This window comes from Kineosporia rhizophila, assembly GCF_021277265.1.
In the GTDB taxonomy this organism is placed as follows: Bacteria; Actinomycetota; Actinomycetes; order Actinomycetales; family Kineosporiaceae; genus Kineosporia; species Kineosporia rhizophila.
The window spans coordinates 210290-227250 of the sequence record NZ_JAJSOH010000003.1 but is presented as its reverse complement, the minus strand read 5'-3'; the positions used below and the strand labels follow the sequence as shown (position 1 = coordinate 227250).

Genomic DNA, 16961 nt, shown 5'->3' with positions numbered 1-16961 from the left:
CACCCGCTCCATTTCGACGGGCAGCATAACTGGAGTGCCCTATCCAGATATTCCGGGGTCGCGTAACCTTGCTCTCCATGGGTGCTCAGCAGGCGGGCCGACGGGCCGACGCGGTACGCAATCGGGAGCGTCTGGTCGCCGCGGCGGCCGGGGCGTTCGCCGATCTGGGCCTGGACGCCTCGATGAACGAGGTGGCGCGCCGCGCCGGGGTGGGGATCGCCACGGCCCTGCGCAACTTCGCCCATCGCGACGAACTGGTGGCGGCCGTCTTCCATGACCGGATGCGCCGCTACGCCGAGCTCACCGAGGCGGCGGCAGAGCTCCCCGACGCCTGGGAGGGGTTTCGCCAGTGCGTCCTGCAGGTGTGCGAACTACAGGCCAGCGACCGGGGGTTCACCCAGGTGCTCATCGGGGCCTTCCCGGCCGCGCCCGAGTTCGAGTCGGAAAGATCGCGCGCCTACCGGAGTTTCAGTGCGCTCACCCGGCGCGCCCAGACGCAGGGGCGCCTGCGGGCCGACTTCGCCCCCAACGATCTGATGCTGATCCTCATGGCCAACGCCGGGGTGATCGCCCACACCCTCGACCAGGCCCCGGACGCCTGGCGGCGCCTGGTGGGCTACTTCCTGCAGTCCCTCAGCGCCGAGCACGCCGAACCGCTCCCGGTTCCCCCGGTCCCGGCCCGCAAGCTCTATCTGGCCATGACAGCGAAGAACTGAGCACCCCTGCCCTTTCCGGACGGCGCGAACTATGGTGGGGCAATGTCCCGACCGTGCAAGATCGGCGTCCAGTTGCCCGAAGTCGAACGAGCCGTGGCCTGGCCGGAACTGTTCGCCATGGCCCGGGCGGGCGAGGCGATCGGCCTGGACTCCCTGTGGCTGGGCGATCACCTGCTCTACGACCTGCCCGGCGGTACCACCCGGGGCCCCTGGGAGGTGTGGACGTCACTGGCCGCGCTGGCCGCGGTCACCGAACGGGTCGAGCTCGGCCCGCTGGTCGCGGCCACCAGCTTCCACGCCCCGGCCATGCTGGCCAAGCAGGCGGCCACGGTCGATGCGATCTCCGGCGGCCGGCTGATCCTCGGGCTGGGGGCAGGCTGGAACGAGCGTGAGTACCGGGCCTTCGGATTCCCCTACGACAAGCGGGTTTCGCGGTTCGCCGAGGCGTTCACCATCATCCGCACCCTCCTGTCCGAGGGGCAGATCGACTTCCACGGCGAGTTCTACGACCTGGAGAACTGCGTGCTCGACCCGGGCCCGGTGCGCCCCGGCGGCGTACCGCTGATGCTCGGCTCCACCGGCCCGCGCATGCTGGGTATCGGGCTGGGCCACATCACCTCGTGGAACGCCTGGTGGAACCGGTACGGCAACACCCCCGAGGGCTTCGCGGCCCTGAAAGAACAAGTGGACGCTCATGGTCACCTGGTGGAGGCCACCGCGGCGGTTCTCGTGGCCTTCCCGGGTGGGCAGGGCCGGGTGATGGGCGAGAGCAGCTACAAGTCGGCCGTCCCACCGGTCCAGGGCACCGCCGAAGAGATCGCTCAGCACCTGGCCGCCATGGCCGCCGCCGGCGCCACCCACCTCCAGCTCGTGCTCGACCCGATCACCCAGGAAAGCATCGAGCAGCTGGCCGAGGTCCTCGCGATCCTCGACCGCTGAAGATCGGGCAGCGTGGCCCGAGGCTAGGAGTTCCCCATGTCCCTCCCCCAGCAGCCCTCCGACACCACGGTGGACGTCGTGGTGATCGGTTCCGGCACCGGGCTGGCCGCGGCGCTGAGCGCGCACGAGGCCGGGCTGTCGGTCGTCGTGGTGGAGAAGTCCGCCTTCGTCGGGGGTTCGACGGCGCGTTCCGGTGGCGCCTTCTGGATCCCGGCCAACCCGGTGCTGGCCGACCAGGGCTCCGGCGACACCTACGAGCGCGCCGCCACCTACCTGGAGAACGTGGTCGCGGGCACGGCGCCGGCCGAACGCTGGCGCAGCTTCCTCGACCACGGCGCGGCCGCCGTGCAGATGCTGCAGCGCACCACCCCGATGCGCTTCGTGTGGGTGCGCGGCTACAGCGACTACCACCCCGAACTGCCCGGCGGCGCCGCAGTGGGGCGAAGCTGCGAGTGCCGGCCGCTGGACCTTCACGTGCTGGGCCCGGACCGCGCCCGGCTGCGCCCCACCCCGGTCGCCGCGCCCGTGCCGATGCCGGTGACCGGCGCCGACTACAAGTGGCTCAACCTGATGGCCCGCACCCCGGGCCGGGCGCTGCCCCGCGTGCTCAGGCGGGTGGTGCAGGGCGTCGGTGGTCTGGCCATCGGGCGTGAGTACGCGGCGGGCGGTCAGGCCATCGCGGCCGGTATGTTCGCCGGCGTCCTGCGCGCCGGCATCCCGGTCTGGACCGACACGAGTCTGGAACACCTGCTCACCCAGGACGGCCGGGTCACCGGGGTGGAGCTGAGCCACCACGGCCAGAGCCTCACCGTCCGCGCCACCCGCGCGGTGGTGCTGGCCACCGGCGGTTTCGACCACCACCTGCCGATGCGGCACGCCCATCACCACCCGCAGCTGCAGGACTGGAGTCTGGGCGCGGAGAGCAACACCGGAGACGGTATTCATGCCGCCCAGGAAGCCGGAGCCGGCACCGACCTGATGGACCAGGCCTGGTGGTTCCCCTCCGTGGCCCCGGTCGGCGACGCGGCCCCCCAGATCCTGCTCGCCGAGCGTTCTCTGCCGGGCTCACTGATGGTCGACGGCACCGGCCGCCGGTTCGTGAACGAGTCGTGCGACTACATGACCTTCGGCCAGGCCACCCTCGCCCAGGCCCGGCGCGACGGCGAACTACCCACCATGTGGCTGGTCTTCGACGAGAAGTACCGCAGCAGCTACGTCCTGGCCGGCGCCGTCTTTCCCCGCGCCCCGCTGCCGCGGTCGTGGTACGAGGCCGGAATCGCCCACCGGGCCAATACTCCCGCCGAACTGGCGCAGGCGACCGGCGCCGAGGGGCTGGCCGCGACGCTGGAGCGGTTCAACGAACTGGCCGCAGCCGGGGTCGACGACGACTTCCACCGGGGCGCAAGCGCCTACGACCGTTACTACGGTGATCCGACCGTCACCCCGAACCCCAACCTGCGCCCCCTCACCGGCACGCTCTACGCCGTGCAGGTGGTGCTCTCGGACCTGGGCACCTGCGGCGGCATCCGGGCCGACGGCCTCGGCCGGGCCCTGAACGAGACCGGCTCCCCCATCCCGGGCCTCTACGCGATCGGCAACACCGCGGCCAACGCCTTCGGCAACACCTACCCCGGAGCCGGCGCCACCATCGGCCAGGGCATCGTCTACGGCTACATCGTCGGCCGGCACGCCGCCAACACCCCGCCCGCCTGACGGCCGGGCTGGCCGCGGGAGCATCGGCGCATTGGAGAGGCCTCGGCCGGTTTGGCGAAAAGTGTGGCCATCTCATGATCGCCGAGCATGTTCGACGTTGTAGCTCGAGAGGCCCGTCCCCGAGAAGCAACCCGGGAACATGGCCTTCTTGCTGCCCCCATCCTCTGGCGACGCGGCTTTCCCGGCGACGCGGCTCTACGGTGACCTGACCGCGTTGCACGCGCATTGCAACACGAGCTCCAGTGAGATGACCGAACCCGAGATTGCCAGCTTCCGACGGGCCCGAGGAGGGAACTGATCATGGATGCACAGTCGGCACGGGACATTCTGAACATGGATCATTCGGAGCTCATTGCCGAGGGAGAGCCTGCCCAGGCGCCGGATCTCGATGCCGAGAATCTCGAAGTGAACAAGACTCTCCGTCTGTCCATGGCGATGGCTCAGGCCGTCGAGAGCGAGGCCAGACGGCAGGGAGTGAAGCCGTCGGTCCTGATGCGGGCCTGGATCGAAGAGGGGCTGCGCCGCAGCGCCGAGCGGCCGGCCAATCTGTCGGTTCCCCTTGAAGATCTGCTTCGGGTCGTGCAGCAGCTGGCCCGGCCCGACGCCGCCTGACGGCCGGGCTTCTTCGTTCAGACCGCCACCTGCGAGGACGACGTGAGGCCGGCGCCGCTCTCGTGGCGCTGCAGCCAGCCGTCGAAGGCCTGCGCCGACAGCGGCTGGGTGTGCAGGTAGCCCTGGGTCTCGTCGCAGGTCAGGTCGGACAGGGCGGCCAGGGTGGGCTCGTCCTCCACCCCCTCGGCGACGACCCGCAGCCTCAGGTCGTGGGCCAGGGCGATGGTGTTGGCCACGATGGCGGCGGCCCGGGGGTCGGTGAGCAGGTCGACGGTGAACGAGCGGTCCAGCTTGAGCTCGCTGACCGGGAGCTGACGCAGCTGGGTCAGGGACGAGTAGCCGGTGCCGAAGTCGTCGATGCTCACCTGGGCGCCCATCGCCCGCAGCGCCTCGACCACCAGCAGGCTGCGGTCGGGCTCGCGCAGCAGCGCGGTCTCGGTCACCTCGAGGACCAGGGAGGTGGCGGGCACCCGGTGCTGGGCCAGGAGCTGGTCCACGGTCCGGGGCAGTGAGGCGTCCAGCAGCGTGCCGGCCGAAAGGTTCACCGACACGCGGATGTCTCGGCCGGTGGCCCGCCACTGGGCCTGCTGGGCGACCGCCTGGGCGAGCACCTGGTGGGTGATGGCGTCCATCAGGCCGTGCGACTCGGCCAGGGGCAGGAAGTCGGCCGGCAGCAGCAGCCCCAGGCGCGGGTGCTGCCAGCGCACCAGCGCCTCCACCCCGGCCAGCTGCCCGGCCCGGCCGGCGACCGGCCGGCCGGCATGCAACTGGGGCTGGTAGTGCACGACGAGCTGCCCGGTGCTGATCGCCCGGCGCAGCTCCCCCACCATGGACAGCAGGCCCTGCGGGTCGGCGTGACGCTCCGGGTCGTAGGTGACCGCTCTGAGGTCGTTGCGCTTGGCGTCGTACATGGCGGTGTCGGCCTGCCGCATCAGGGTGGCCGCATCCAGGCCTATGCCTGCCTGGGCGTCGGGCTGCCAGTAGGCCAGGCCGATGCTGAGGTCGATGTGCACACTCATTTGCGTCAGCTGGAAGGGCTCGGCGAACACCTCGTCCAGCGCCGGCAGCGTCGCCCCGGTGGCGGCACCGGTGGTGACCACGGCGAACTCGTCGCCACCCAACCGCCCCAGCACGGCTCCCTCCGGCAGCTTGTCCTGCAGGCGCTGGGTGACCATCCGCAGCAGGTCGTCGCCGGCCCCGTGGCCGAGGCCGTCGTTGACCTCCTTGAAGTGGTCGAGGTCGAAGACGATCAGCTGGGTCGTGGTGCCGTGGGCCAGGGTCGAGTTCAGGTGGGCCAGCAGCGCGCGGCGGTTGGCGGTGCCGGTCAGCTCGTCGGTCAGGGCCTGGGCCCGGCTGGCCTCCAGCTGCAGCAGTTCGTGCAGGTTGACCAGCAGGCGCACGCTGGAACCCATCACGGCCGCCGCCGCGAACAGCGACACGATCGCCGGGACGCCGGTGAGCAGAGCGGTCACCAGCACCGCGACGCCCGCGCTGACGATCACGAAGGCACCGACGGTGGACTTGACCGGGTCCGAGGCGGCGACCGGGACGAACCGCACCGGGCGCAGCGCCGCCGCGCTGACCAGGAGCAGCCCCACACACCACACCGCCACGGTCCAGCCCGGCCGGGCCCCGTCGCTGAACCACGCGGCTGCGCTGCTGCTGCCGGCCAGGGCGTAGGCGCCGGTGACCAGCCAGATGCGCACGTCCCGGTACAGGCGGCTGACCGATGCGGCCGTCAGCGCGCTGAACACCAGAATCACCCACACCGCACTCTGCGCCGCGGTGAGCTGCTGGCCCCACGACAGGGTGGTCAGCAGCAGCGTCTGACCGTCCGCCGGGTGGGCCCAGGCCAGCACACAGCCGATCGCAGCGGCGGCCACGAACACCGAACTGAAGCCGTTGAGCAGATCGTCCGGATCCACCCCGGCGCTGCGCCGGCTCCAGCGCACCACCGCCCGGAAGGCGAGCGGGAAGGCGATGAACGTGCCCACCGCCGACGGGACCGCGGCCAGGTGAGCCAGATCCGGCACCAGGCCGAGGATCAGCGTGCTCAGGCTGCTGACCCCGAACACCGCCAGGGCCAGCCCTAGCACCCGCCACACCCGCCGCTCACCGGGCGTGCGGCGCACCCGCCAGTGCACGATCCACAGGGTCGCGGCCAGCATCATCGCCACGCAGACGATCCGCGCCCCCTGCCAGATCTGCCCTTCCGCCACACCGTCCCAGCGCAGGCACAGCACGAGTTGCCCCACCGCCGCCACACCCAGCACCCACAGCACCGGTCGGGGCACGGCCGCCGCATCGCCGATCCACCTACGCATTCGCGCCGCGATCCCGCGGCCTGCACCTGTCACCACCGGCTCCCTACGGCCGGCCGGTCGGCGAACACGCGTGCTCAGGCAACCCAACACCCGTCCGGACGAGTGCCTGACGCACAGTCAGGGGCCGCAAGCTGGCCCAGTACCCGCTCGGAGTACATCCGGTCAGCTGACAGGCCACCTTTACGCTCGGGCTCGCAGTCCGTCGATGCTGAGGGCGGCGAACCGGCGGGCCGCCGCCTCCCGCTGCGGTGGTGGCAGCGTGGTCAGGCCGCGGCCGGCGAGCAGCACGAGCACGAAGTCGTCCGCGGTGAAGTCCTGGCGCAGAGCCCCGGCCAGCTTGGCGCGCTCGGCCAGCCGGGTGACCATGCGCAGCAGGCAGGCGCGGTGTTCCCGGGCGCCGATGGTCGCGTTCTCCGCGTGGAAAGCCTGGACGAAGCCGTGGTTGCGGGCATTGAGCACGCTGAGCCGTTCGATGATCGAGCACAGCCCCAGCCACGGGTCCGGGTCCCCGCATCCGTCCTCCACGATCGAACTGCAGGCCTGCAGTTCGTTGGCGAACGCGGCCTCGATCAGGTCCTGCCGGGTCGGGAAGCGGCGGTACAGCGTGGCCGGGCCCACTCCGGCCCGGCGGGCGATCTGGCGCATGGTGACGTCGAGGCCGTGTTCGGCGAACAGTGCGTGGGCGGCTTCGAGCAATCGGTCGCGGTTGTCCTGCGCATCCGCGCGTAGCCGAGGCATCTGATCGTCCATCCGTCTCACTTCCTCCAAGCGGACGCGGGCGTCCGTTAACGTCCCCGACTGTACGGCACCACCGCACGAGACACCGGGAAAGACGATGCGCGCAGTAGTGATTCATGAATTCGGCGACCCCAGCGGCATGGCCGTGGTGGAGGTTCCCACCCCAGCGACCGGCCCTGGACAGGTCCTGATCGCGACCGAGGCCATCGGGGTGGGCGGAGTCGACGCCGTGATCCGCCGGGGCACCATCCGCAGAACCGATTTCGGGCCGGGCCTGATTCCCGGTAGCGAGGTCGCCGGCACCGTGGTCGCGGTCGGCGACGGGGTCGATCCCTCCTGGAAGGACCGCCAGGTCTGGGCTTTCACCGGCATGAGCGGTGGATACGCCGAGATGGCGGTGGCCGCAGTCGAAGACATCACAGCGCTCCCGAGCGGCCTGAGCAGCATCGAGGCCGCCACGCTGGGCAGCGCCGCCACCGTCGCTCACTTCGCGCTTAGACATGCGCATTTCAGCGCCGGTGAATCCGTGCTGGTCCGTGGAGCCGGGGGCAGCATCGGTATCGCGGCGGTACAGATCGCCGCCCGTGCCGGCGCAGGCGCGGTCGCAGTGACCACCTCCTCCCAGAGCAGAGGTGACCGGCTTCGCGAACTGGGGGCCACAAACGTCCTCAATCGGACCGGCGGCCCCGCAGAAGCAGCCTACGACGTGATCATTGACATCGCCGGCGGTCCCGACGTCCCCGACTTCATCGATCGCCTGGCGGCCAACGGGCGTCTCGTGCTGGTGGGTGCTGTGGCGGGAATGCCGACAATGGACGTAGGTGCGCGCCTACTGCAGTCGTTCCAGCAGTCTCGGTCGCTGGCTACCTTCAGTCTCGACAGCATTCCCGCCGCGCAGAGAGGCCAGGCACGCAGCGAGCAGTTCGAGGCATCCGCCCGGGGCGACCTGCGGGCCGTGATCCACGACGTTCTTCCCCTGGACCAGGCCGCCGAGGCACACCGCCGGATGGACGCCGGGGAGGTGTTCGGGCGGATCGTCCTGGCCGGAGAGCACCAACCTGCCGATCAACCAGACTCACGCGGCTCTACGACGGCCGGAAGCTGGCCCGGTACTCGCTCGGAGTACGGCCGGTCAGCTCACGGAAGGCAGCGTTGAACGCCGACAGTGACGAGTAGCCGACGGCAAAGGCGACCTGGGTGACCGGCGCGTCCCCGGCCGCCAGCTCCTCGATCGCCCGTAGCACCCGCATCCGGCGCAGCACCGCCCGCCAGGTCATGCCCAGCTCGTCCTCGAACCGGCGGGCCAGCGACCGGGGCGCCAGCCCGACCCGGGCGGCCACGTCCTCGAACCGCAGGTCATCGCCCAGACGTTCCTGGGTGATCTGCAGGGCCTGGCCGAGTTCCGCCGACCGGCCGGTCGGCAGCCCGACCGGGCTCGGGCGTTCGGCGAGTCGCCACGTCACCGCGGCCAGGGCGGTGAACAGGGCAGCCGCATAGGCAGACAGTGGCTCCTCGCTCTCACCCCAGCCGCGGCACTCCGCCACCAGCGCGCGGGCCAGCGGGCTGAGATCGAACACCGCCAGCGGGGCCGGCGGCTGCGGGGCGAAGCCAGTGCTGAAAAGCACGGACGCGGTGCTCACCGACTGCGGGATGCTCACCCGGATCGGTCGTCCGGCTTCGATCAGGGCGGCCCTCGCCGGCGGCAGTAACCACGACTGTCCGGGTTCCTCCAGCCGGAGAGCGCCGGAGGACGCACAGAGCAGGTAGTGGTGGTCCACCAGCAGGTCGCGGGCCGGCCCGGGAGCGAAGGTGCGGGCGAAGGCGAACGCCTCGCGCGCCATCACCGCTCCTCCCCTAGATCACCGCGAACTCAGGCCACCGTCTCCAGCAGCTCGGCCCGGAACCGGCGGCTCACCGGGACCCCGGTCATGAGCGGCCGCAGTACCGGGCCGGAGGCCACGAAGGCATCAGAGGTCTGATAGCCCGAGAACGCCTCTTCGTCCTGCCACTCCTGCACCAAGGTAATGCCGGTCTCGTTCTCGCGGGAAGCGTGCACCCGGTAGGCCAGGTTTCCCGGCATCACACAGGCCGCTTCCCGCAGCGCGTGAAGGTGGGCCAGGGCCACGGGCCGGTCGGTGGCAGCGACGTCGAACTCGACGATGACGATGATCATGTGTGTCTCCTGCAGTTCGCCCCAATGGATGCTCTGATCCTTTCGGGCGGACGGCCGGGGGACCTCCGGCCAGCGGACACCTTTGCGCTCCGGCCGGACCGGCATCAGGACGAGTTGCGCAGTTCCTGGATGCTGGTCAGGTCGGAGGGGGCGAAACCGGCCGGGGCGTTCCACTTCTGCCCCTCGCTGCCGTCGCAGGTGCTGGTGATCAGCGACGAGTAGCTGCCGGTCGGTGGGCCGTTGGCCAGGCACCGCCCGTAGCTGTCGACCACTGTGTAACTCGTTGCGTAGATTCCCGTGTCCCGGTTCACCGTCCACTTGAACGGGGCTGCCGTCGCCGTGGTCACCGCGCTGCAGAGGGTGGAGAAGCCGACGTACCCGCCGATCTTGTTGGGGCTCTTCATGCAGTACGCCGGGTCGTTCGGGTCACTGGGCTTGTTGCTGCTGGAAGCAGCGTTGGCGTAGAAGTACTTGGTGTTCATGTCCCAGGTGAACACCTCGTTCCAGCCCGGTGAGGCGGCCGAGGTCGCCCCGGCCATCGGGTCCTGCTTGCACGGGTAGACGATGTGGATGCTCGCCCTGACGTTCCAGCCGTTGATGTCCATGCACCGGCCGAACTCCTGGTAGTTCACCCACTGCAAAGGCTTGCGGTGAATCTCTTCCTGGGTCTTCACCAGTGTCCCGGCCGCCCCCGCGCCGACCGACGGCTGCGGGTAGACCCCGCGCGCAGCGTCGCCGCAGGTACCCGTGCTCGCGACGGCCGGACTGCCCGCCGATCCGGTGGTGGCGGGGCCCAGGCACCAGGTCTTGTTGTACTGACCGCCGAGGTGGCCGAAGAGGTGCACCGGGTTGCTGCCGCTGACCCCCCACCGCTGACCGTAGTCGGTGATGTCGCAGACCTTCATGGCCGTGGCCCCGGTACTGCTCGAGGCCCCCAGGCACAGGCCGCCGGTGCCGTCCGCCGCGCGGGTGGCGACCAGGACCAGCTGATAATTGGTGGTGTAGATCCACATCTGCTCGTCCGCGCCGGGGGCGCAGGTGCCCACGGTCACCCCGGATCCCAGCAGCAGGCCTCCGATGTAGCACAGGCCCTGCGGGTCCTTGATCAGGCCGCCGGGCAGCTGCGGGTTGGTCAGGCTGAACGTGTAGGTGCCCTGCAGGGTGCGGTCGCCCGAGCTGGCCGGCAGGTTCGCCAGCGCGGCACCGGTGGCCGAGGAGGTGATCTGGGCGAAGGCCGGGGTGATCAATGTTCCCAGCCCCTGGGTGCAGGGCAGCGCATTGATCGTGCGCCAGGTCTCGGACTGCGGGGTGGGGTCGCTCTTGAAGTAGCGGATGCTGACCGAGTAGCTCACCGTCGCCCGGGTGATCGGTGCCTGCAGCGTGCCCACCTGGGAGGTCCAGCACGGGAGCTTGGCGCGGTCGCCGTAGGTCGTGCCGCTCTCCACGTAGGTGGCCTTCCGGATCGCCGCCAGGGCGGCGTCCATCCCCCCTTTCGCCGCATTGATCGTCAGGTTGGCCTTGGTCTGGTACTCCACCGGCGCCACCTGAGACATCAGCGCACCCAGGGTCAGCAGGCTCAGGGCCGACAGCACCAGCATCGCCACCACCACCGTGATCAGGGCAACGCCCTGATCGCCGCGGGCAGCCAAGGGTTGCTCGGGATTCCCCATCAGGGCCGCCGGTTCGCGATGTCGGTGCAGACCTCTTTGTCACTCACGTCGTCGTCGTTCACGTCCGGGTTCGACAGCGCCGAGATCCCGGAGTTCAGCAGCACGAACGTGGTGTTGCTCTGGGTCGGCCCGGTGTCGGCGCCCCGCTGGTAGTACAGGTTGACCCCCAGGCTCTGCAGCGGGCTGGTCATGGTCGCCGCGGTGAACACGAAAGGCGCCTGGGCGTTGGTGTTCACCACGTCGGTGGACACCGTGCGCCAGTTCGACGGGGTGGTCGTGCCGGACGAGACCGGTACCCACGTGCGCAGGGCGAGCGTGTCGGTGTCGGTGCGCAGCACCCACTGGGTGCACAGCTCCGGATCGGTGACCGTCGACAGCCACTCCACGTACCAGTTGTTGCCGGTGCGCTGCGGCCGGTTCACTGCCGAGGCCGAGCGCACCGAGCGGTCGAACAGGTTGTACACCACCCGGGCGTCGGCACTCTGGTCGGCCAGGTTCACCGTTTTCGTGGTCATCGCGGTGAAGTTCGCGACCACGGTGACGAACATGCCCAGCACCGCACCGAAGATGGTCATCGCCACGATCATCTCGATCAGGGTCAGGCCGTCCTCCCCGCGGGCCCTCACGGTGCGGCCCCGAGCAGGCCACCGATCGAGGTGGGCAGGGGCACGGGCACGCTCAGCGGTGAGACCACCACGGTCACCACGGCGACGTCCGAGACCCGGTTCGAGGTGTCCACCACACGGTAGGTGAACGTGTCGATCCCGGCGAAACCCGATTTGGGCGTGTACTTCACGATGTTGTTCGTGGAGTACACCGACACCGTGCCGTTGGCCGGGGTGGACATCAGCGAGACCGCCCCGTAGAGGGCGAAGACTCCGCTGTCGTTGAACGTCACGGGGATGTCCACCGACGTGCCGGCGGTGGTGGAGGCGCTGTCGGCGTTCGCGACCGGACGGCGGCTGGAGTTGAACTGCGGGTCCTTGGCCGGATCAATCAGGGTCGCCGCGGCGTACGTGCATCCGGTGGCGGGACACTGGTCGAGGGGACTCTTCCACCGCACCAGGGCGACCACCCGCAGCAACAGCGAGCCGGTCGTCCCTTTGGTGCAAGCGCCTCCGGTGTCCGCCCGGGCACACGCCCCGATCAGCATGGAAACGGTGTAGTCGCGGTTTCCGTAGGTCCTCTTCTGCTCCAACGGGATGCTGACCGCATGCGTGCCCGCGTCGTAGGTGGCGTTGTCGTAGTCGGTACTGCCGCTGCCCACGTAGGTCTGGCTGACGTCCACCCCGGCGCTCGCGGCCGTGCCCCACTGCGCCACCACTGCCGACTTGGTGCGCCCGTAGACCAGCGGGATCACATCGTCGCCGTCGAACGTGGGGTCCATGGCCCGCACCTCCTCCAGGACCTGGTTGGCCACCGTGGTGGCCGAGTCCCGGGTGCCCAGGGACGAGGAGGTGTACATCGCCCGCATCATGAACATCCCTCCGGACATCAGGATCAGCGACATCAGCACCAGGGCGACCATCACCTCGATCAGGGTGAAACCGCGCTGATCAGTCCTCAGAGTCCTCGGGGCCCTCAGCTGCACGTCACCACCCCGCTGCTCTGCAGGCCGCCCTTGTCGTTGATCCACACCCAGTTCTGGGTGCCCGGCGAGGCCCCGGACTTGCGCGAGGCCACCAGGCAGTAGGTGAGGATGCTGTTGGCCCGGGCCGGCGTGGTCACCGACATCGTGGTGCCCGCCGAGAGCCGGGTGGTGTACCCGCCGGGCAGGACGGCGTTGTTGCCGGAAATGGTGATCGTGGTCGGGTAGCTGTTCAGATCGGCGAAATACGTCTCCATCCGGGCCGCCACCGCCCGCAGGTCGCTCTTCATGTCCCCGTCGACGGCGCGGCGGCGTTGCCCGGCAACGGCCGGGATGGCGATCGCCGCCAGAATCCCGGCCATCACCATCACGACCAGCAGTTCCACCAGAGTGAAACCGGCCGTACGCATCCGCACACCGCCCCGCACCGCTCGCCCCCAGGCCCTGGACAACTCTCTAAGCTTCGGCCGTTCGGGTCTTTTCTTGAGGCGCCGGGGCGACCGGTCAGGTCGGGGTGGCGATCTCCTGCGACAACCGGTCGAGCAGCCCGGGCACCTGGGCCAGGACCTTTCGCTCGGCCGGCGTCAGGACGGCGCTGATCGCCGCACCGATCCGGTCCCGGCGAGCCTGCCGGTCGGCCTCCAGAGCGGAGCGCCCCCGGTCGCTGATCGCGATCAGGTAGCCGCGCGCGTCCTCAGGGTTGGGTGAGCGGCCGAGGAGCCCCAGTTGCTCCAGCTCGGTGACCATCCGGCTGACCGTCTGGTGGCTCACGCCCCGCCCGGCGGCCAGCTCGGCCATCGACTGCGGGCCCGAACGGGCCAGCAGTCCCAGCGTTTCCGAGCGTGACGGCGGCAGGGTGTCGGCCCGCGAACGTGTGGCGCGCACAAAGGCGCCCACCGACTGCCGCAACGACTCGCTCAGTTCGGCCGCGAGATCGTCCTCAGTTGTCACTTTCAGAAATGTACAGCATAGGTGCACAACTTGGGACGTCGGTGAGCCTCTGATCCGTCAGGGTACACAACTATGTTGTACAGTTTGGATATACAGCTATGTTGTACATCGTGATGGAGACCCGCCCTCGTGAAACTCACCAAGCACACCCACGCCACCGTCGTCCTTGAGGAGGCCAGCCAGCGGATCCTGCTCGATCCGGGCACTTTCACTCCCAACACCCCGGAACTGCTGGCGAGCGCCACCGCCGTGCTCGTCACCCACGAGCACTTCGACCACTTCGCCGCGAACGAGGTGCGCGCCGCGCTCGCCGCCCGCCCCGAACTGCGCCTGTGGGCACCGGCCTCGGTGGTCAGGGACCTCGAAGACACCGACGCCTTCCGCGCGGGCCGGGTCACCGCCCTGCGGGGGCACGAGACGTTCGACATCGGCGGAGTCGAGATCCGCGCCGTGGGTGGCGAGCACGCCCAGATCTACGCCGGTATCGCCGTCCCCCACAACGTCGGCTATGTGGTCGGTGGCACCGTCTTCCACCCGGGCGACGCCTATCTGCTGCCCGGCGCCGAGGTCGAGACCCTGCTCCTGCCGGTCAGTGGGCCGTGGTTCAAGGTCGGTGAGGCCATCGACTTCGTGCAGGCTGTCGCTCCTCGCCGGACGGTGCAGATCCACGACGTGATGCTCAGTGAGATCGGGCGCGCCTCGATGGGCATGTTCCTCGGCGAGACCGGTCCAACGGCCACACCGATGCTCACCCTCGATCCCGGCGAGTCCATCGCGGCCTGACCCGATCGGTGCCTGACCGTTCGGCGCAAACGAAAGCAGGACACGTCCCCCATTTTCTCTTTCCCGACGTAGCGTCAGCGCATGACTACGCCGGCGGGACGTTCCCGGGGCACCTACGCCAAGACACCTCAACGACGACGCGAGATCCTGCGCGCTGCCGCTGAGGTTTTCACCGAGCAGGGCTACGGGGCCACCTCGATGCGGCAGATCGCGGCGCGGGTGGGGATCAGCGAGACCGGGCTCGCGCACCACTTCCCCGGCAAGACCGACCTGATCCTGGCGGTGCTGCAGGAGCGCGAGCGCGAGGACAGCGCGCAGTGGGGTGGCGGCGGCGTCATCCCGGTGGAGAACCTGGCCGACCTGATGGACCACAACGCCGAACGCCCGGGCATGGTGCGGCTGTTCACGAAACTGGCCGCCGAGGCCACCTCCGGCGACTCCCCCGCACACGCCTACTTCGCCGAGCGCTACGAACGGCTGCGCCAGAACGCGGCCGACGACGTGCGCCGGGCCCAGCAGGAGGGCCGGCTGCGCGCCGACCTGGACGCCGAGGTGGTCGCCCGGGTCCTGCTCGCGGTGATGGACGGCCTGCAGGTGCAGTGGCTCTACGACCAGGACGTGAACATGTCCCAGGCGATCGAGGTGCTGCTCGGCTCCTGGCTGCGGCCCGGTTGAGCTTGTTCTGGCGCTTACTGGAACGTCTTCGGCCCAAGGAGCGGGCCGAGGCCGAACAGCGGTATCTAAGGAGAACCCATGAGCAAGCGGACGAAGGCGTCCCCGGCGAGTCACCGGCGCACCCGGACCAAGGCAGCCCTGGTCACCACGGCACTGGCCGCCGTGACCGCCGGCCTGGCCGTGGGCGCAGGCCCGGCCCAGGCCGCCGGGCCGAGACAACCCGAGCTGAGTTCCCGCCAGGCGCCGATCATCTCGGTCGGCGGCCTGAAGTTCCGTGACCTGGACCGGGACGGGAAACTGACCCCGTACGAGGACTGGCGCCGCTCCCCCGGCCAGCGGGCCGCCGACCTGCTGAAACGGATGACGCTGGAGCAGAAGGCCGGACTGCTGGTGCACGGCACCCTGCCGGTCTCCGGCACCGGCTACAACGCCACCCAGGTGTCCGACCTGGTGGGCAAGCGCAGCATCACCACGTTCATCACCCGGCTCTCGGCCACTCCAGGGCAGATCGCCGCCGCCAACAACACGGTTCAGGAAGCGGCCGAGAGCCAGCCCCTGGGCATCCCGGTGGTGGTCTCGACCGATCCCCGCAACGGCTTCTCGGTGACCGAGGGGCAGACCGTCGCCCGGATCGGCACCACCGCGATGCCGGACGCCATCGGCCTGGGCGCCGCCGGCGACCCGCGCCTGACCCAGAAGCTCGGCGACATCATCCGCAAGGAGTACCGCGCCGTCGGCATCACCGAAGGCCTTTCCCCGCAGGCCGATCTGGCCACCGAACCCCGGTGGACGCGGATCAACGGCACGTTCGGCTCCGACGCCCAGGCCGCCAAGAAGCAGGTGCGCGCCTATGTCGCCGGACTGCAGGACGGCGACAACGGTCTGGGCGCAGACAGCGTGGCCACGGTGACCAAGCACTGGGCCGGATACGGTGCCCAGGTCAACGGTTACGACAGCCACTACTACTACGGGCGGTACGCGGCCTTCCCGGGCAACAACTTCGAGACCCACCTGGTGCCGTACACCGGGGCGTTCGATGCCCAGACCTCCGGCATCATGCCGACCTACTCGATCCTGAAAGACCTGGTGCACCGGGGCCACAAGGTCGAGCAGGTCGGGGCCGGCTTCAGCACGTACATGCTGCAGGACCTGCTGCGCGGGCGGTACGGCTTCGACGGGGTGATCGTCTCGGACTGGGGCATCACCGGCAACTGCCCGCAGGTGTGCCGCGACACCCGTCCCCCGGCCTCGTTCGTCGGCTCCTGGGGCGTGGGCATGCCCTGGGGCGTGGAGGACCTGTCCGTGGTGGAACGCTTCGCCCTGACCATCACCGCGGGCGTCGACCAGGTGGGCGGTTCGAACGAGCCCAGCTACGTGGTCCAGGCCGTGAACAACGGCTCACTGAGCCGCGATCGGGTGGACGAGGCCGCCAAGCGGGTGCTGGTGCAGAAGTTCCAGCTCGGCCTGTTCGAGAACCCCTACGTGGATGAGCAGGCCGCCGCCACGATCTCCGGCAGCGCCCGCTTCCAGGCGGTCGGGGACAAGGCTCAGGCCGCCTCGCTGACCCTGCTCACCAACCACGCCAAGACCCTGCCGGCCAAGGCGAAGAAGGTGCGCTCGGTCTACGCCCCCGGAATCAGCGCCGAAGCGATCAAGGCCCAGGGGCTGAGCGCGGTGACCGACCCGGCCCAGGCCGACCTGGCCATCGTCCGCCTGTCCGACCCGCGCGGCGGCGCCGACCTCACCGACCTGGCCTTCACCGGGAAAGAGCCCGACTACCAGGCTTTCCAGGCCGCCGTGGACGCGGGCGTGCCCACCGTGGCGGTGCCCAAGCTGGACCGGCCGCTGATCCTGACGAACGTCACCGACCGGGCCGACGCCGTCCTGGCCAACTACGGTGTCTCCGACTCCGTCCTGCTAGAGACGATCCTCGGCGAGCGCCGGCCCGGTGGCCGCCTGCCGTTCGAGCTGCCCTCCAGCCAGCAGGCGGTCGCAGCCCAGCTGCCGGACGTGGCCGACGACTCGGTGAAGCCGCTGTTCCGGCGCGGCCACGGGCTGTCGTACCGCTAGGTTCTGCTC

General features: G+C 69.9%; 17 protein-coding genes. 8 read left to right on the top strand and 9 right to left on the bottom strand.

Annotation, left to right across the window (positions count from 1 at the left end; genetic code table 11):
• The first annotated feature begins 77 nt into the window (after positions 1-77).
• The 4 genes from LWF15_RS07710 to LWF15_RS07695 all read left to right on the top strand — a co-directional run bounded on the left by LWF15_RS07710 (position 78) and on the right by LWF15_RS07695 (position 3980).
• Positions 78-716, top strand: a complete 639-nt coding sequence (locus LWF15_RS07710) for a TetR/AcrR family transcriptional regulator (RefSeq protein ID WP_232809697.1) — start codon at positions 78-80, stop codon at positions 714-716.
• A 42-nt stretch (positions 717-758) separates the two neighbouring features.
• Complete coding sequence (locus LWF15_RS07705) at positions 759-1655, top strand: LLM class flavin-dependent oxidoreductase (protein ID WP_232809696.1); 897 nt, start codon at positions 759-761, stop codon at positions 1653-1655.
• 36 nt (positions 1656-1691) lie between these two features.
• Positions 1692-3368: a 3-ketosteroid-delta-1-dehydrogenase gene (locus LWF15_RS07700; protein WP_232809695.1), complete on the top strand. Its 1677-nt coding sequence runs from the start codon at positions 1692-1694 to the stop codon at positions 3366-3368.
• A 300-nt stretch (positions 3369-3668) separates the two neighbouring features.
• Positions 3669-3980, top strand: a complete 312-nt coding sequence (locus LWF15_RS07695) for a hypothetical protein (protein WP_232809694.1) — start codon at positions 3669-3671, stop codon at positions 3978-3980.
• Between the two features lie 17 nt (positions 3981-3997).
• Here the strand turns inward: LWF15_RS07695 and LWF15_RS07690 are convergent, their stop codons facing one another.
• Both LWF15_RS07690 and LWF15_RS07685 read right to left on the bottom strand, forming a co-directional pair.
• Positions 3998-6304, bottom strand: a complete 2307-nt coding sequence (locus LWF15_RS07690) for a putative bifunctional diguanylate cyclase/phosphodiesterase (RefSeq protein ID WP_232809693.1) — start codon at positions 6302-6304, stop codon at positions 3998-4000.
• Between the two features lie 180 nt (positions 6305-6484).
• Entirely contained in the window at positions 6485-7054 is a 570-nt protein-coding gene (locus tag LWF15_RS07685) for a TetR/AcrR family transcriptional regulator (RefSeq protein ID WP_232809692.1), read from the bottom strand.
• Between the two features lie 85 nt (positions 7055-7139).
• Between LWF15_RS07685 and LWF15_RS07680 the strand changes: the two genes are divergently transcribed.
• Positions 7140-8198 (top strand): zinc-binding dehydrogenase, encoded by a 1059-nt coding sequence (locus LWF15_RS07680; RefSeq protein ID WP_232809691.1) that lies wholly within the window; start codon positions 7140-7142, stop codon positions 8196-8198.
• On the opposite strand, the gene LWF15_RS07675 is transcribed toward LWF15_RS07680, so the two are convergent.
• From LWF15_RS07675 to LWF15_RS07645, 7 genes are all read right to left on the bottom strand, one after another.
• Positions 8128-8883 carry an AraC family transcriptional regulator gene (locus LWF15_RS07675; RefSeq protein WP_232809690.1) on the bottom strand — a complete coding sequence of 252 codons (756 nt, stop codon included), beginning with the start codon at positions 8881-8883 and terminating at the stop codon, positions 8128-8130. The two genes, LWF15_RS07680 and LWF15_RS07675, sit on opposite strands and share 71 nt — an antisense overlap.
• 29 nt (positions 8884-8912) lie before the next feature.
• Positions 8913-9215 carry a putative quinol monooxygenase gene (locus tag LWF15_RS07670; protein ID WP_232809689.1) on the bottom strand — a complete coding sequence of 101 codons (303 nt, stop codon included), beginning with the start codon at positions 9213-9215 and terminating at the stop codon, positions 8913-8915.
• 104 nt (positions 9216-9319) lie between these two features.
• A complete protein-coding gene (locus LWF15_RS07665) occupies positions 9320-10885 on the bottom strand; it encodes an RICIN domain-containing protein (protein WP_232809688.1) in 1566 nt (521 codons plus the stop codon).
• A complete protein-coding gene (locus LWF15_RS07660) occupies positions 10885-11511 on the bottom strand; it encodes a PulJ/GspJ family protein (RefSeq protein ID WP_232809687.1) in 627 nt (208 codons plus the stop codon). Before LWF15_RS07660 ends, LWF15_RS07665 begins: the two co-directional genes overlap by 1 nt.
• On the bottom strand, positions 11508-12476 hold the full coding sequence (locus LWF15_RS07655) for an Ig-like domain-containing protein (RefSeq protein ID WP_232809686.1): 969 nt from the start codon (positions 12474-12476) through the stop codon (positions 11508-11510). Before LWF15_RS07655 ends, LWF15_RS07660 begins: the two co-directional genes overlap by 4 nt.
• Positions 12467-12925: a type IV pilin protein gene (locus LWF15_RS07650; protein WP_232809685.1), complete on the bottom strand. Its 459-nt coding sequence runs from the start codon at positions 12923-12925 to the stop codon at positions 12467-12469. Before LWF15_RS07650 ends, LWF15_RS07655 begins: the two co-directional genes overlap by 10 nt.
• Positions 12926-12977: 52 nt before the next feature.
• Positions 12978-13424 carry a MarR family winged helix-turn-helix transcriptional regulator gene (locus LWF15_RS07645; protein ID WP_232809684.1) on the bottom strand — a complete coding sequence of 149 codons (447 nt, stop codon included), beginning with the start codon at positions 13422-13424 and terminating at the stop codon, positions 12978-12980.
• Positions 13425-13553: 129 nt separating this feature from the next.
• Between LWF15_RS07645 and LWF15_RS07640 the strand changes: the two genes are divergently transcribed.
• From LWF15_RS07640 to LWF15_RS07630, 3 genes are all read left to right on the top strand, one after another.
• The gene (locus tag LWF15_RS07640) at positions 13554-14207 is read left to right on the top strand and encodes an MBL fold metallo-hydrolase (RefSeq protein WP_232809683.1); all 654 of its coding nucleotides are present in this window, start codon (positions 13554-13556) and stop codon (positions 14205-14207) included.
• 81 nt (positions 14208-14288) lie between these two features.
• Positions 14289-14882 carry a TetR/AcrR family transcriptional regulator gene (locus LWF15_RS07635; RefSeq protein ID WP_232809682.1) on the top strand — a complete coding sequence of 198 codons (594 nt, stop codon included), beginning with the start codon at positions 14289-14291 and terminating at the stop codon, positions 14880-14882.
• Positions 14883-14960: 78 nt separating this feature from the next.
• Complete coding sequence (locus LWF15_RS07630) at positions 14961-16952, top strand: glycoside hydrolase family 3 protein (protein WP_232809681.1); 1992 nt, start codon at positions 14961-14963, stop codon at positions 16950-16952.
• Positions 16953-16961 lie beyond the last annotated feature (9 nt).

Excerpts from the sequence above, each read along its gene's own strand:
- LWF15_RS07665 (WP_232809688.1), bottom strand. The coding sequence starts at position 10,885 with ATGGGGAATCCCGAGCAACCCTTGGCTGCCCGCGGCGATCAGGGCGTT.
- LWF15_RS07685 (WP_232809692.1), bottom strand. The coding sequence starts at position 7,054 with ATGGACGATCAGATGCCTCGGCTACGCGCGGATGCGCAGGACAACCGC.
- LWF15_RS07675 (WP_232809690.1), bottom strand. The coding sequence starts at position 8,883 with ATGGCGCGCGAGGCGTTCGCCTTCGCCCGCACCTTCGCTCCCGGGCCG.
- LWF15_RS07695 (WP_232809694.1), top strand. The coding sequence starts at position 3,669 with ATGGATGCACAGTCGGCACGGGACATTCTGAACATGGATCATTCGGAG.
- LWF15_RS07635 (WP_232809682.1), top strand. The coding sequence starts at position 14,289 with ATGACTACGCCGGCGGGACGTTCCCGGGGCACCTACGCCAAGACACCT.
- LWF15_RS07705 (WP_232809696.1), top strand. The coding sequence starts at position 759 with ATGTCCCGACCGTGCAAGATCGGCGTCCAGTTGCCCGAAGTCGAACGA.
- LWF15_RS07690 (WP_232809693.1), bottom strand. The coding sequence starts at position 6,304 with ATGCGTAGGTGGATCGGCGATGCGGCGGCCGTGCCCCGACCGGTGCTG.
- LWF15_RS07710 (WP_232809697.1), top strand. The coding sequence starts at position 78 with ATGGGTGCTCAGCAGGCGGGCCGACGGGCCGACGCGGTACGCAATCGG.
- LWF15_RS07670 (WP_232809689.1), bottom strand. The coding sequence starts at position 9,215 with ATGATCATCGTCATCGTCGAGTTCGACGTCGCTGCCACCGACCGGCCC.
- LWF15_RS07680 (WP_232809691.1), top strand. The coding sequence starts at position 7,140 with ATGCGCGCAGTAGTGATTCATGAATTCGGCGACCCCAGCGGCATGGCC.
- LWF15_RS07700 (WP_232809695.1), top strand. The coding sequence starts at position 1,692 with ATGTCCCTCCCCCAGCAGCCCTCCGACACCACGGTGGACGTCGTGGTG.
- LWF15_RS07630 (WP_232809681.1), top strand. The coding sequence starts at position 14,961 with ATGAGCAAGCGGACGAAGGCGTCCCCGGCGAGTCACCGGCGCACCCGG.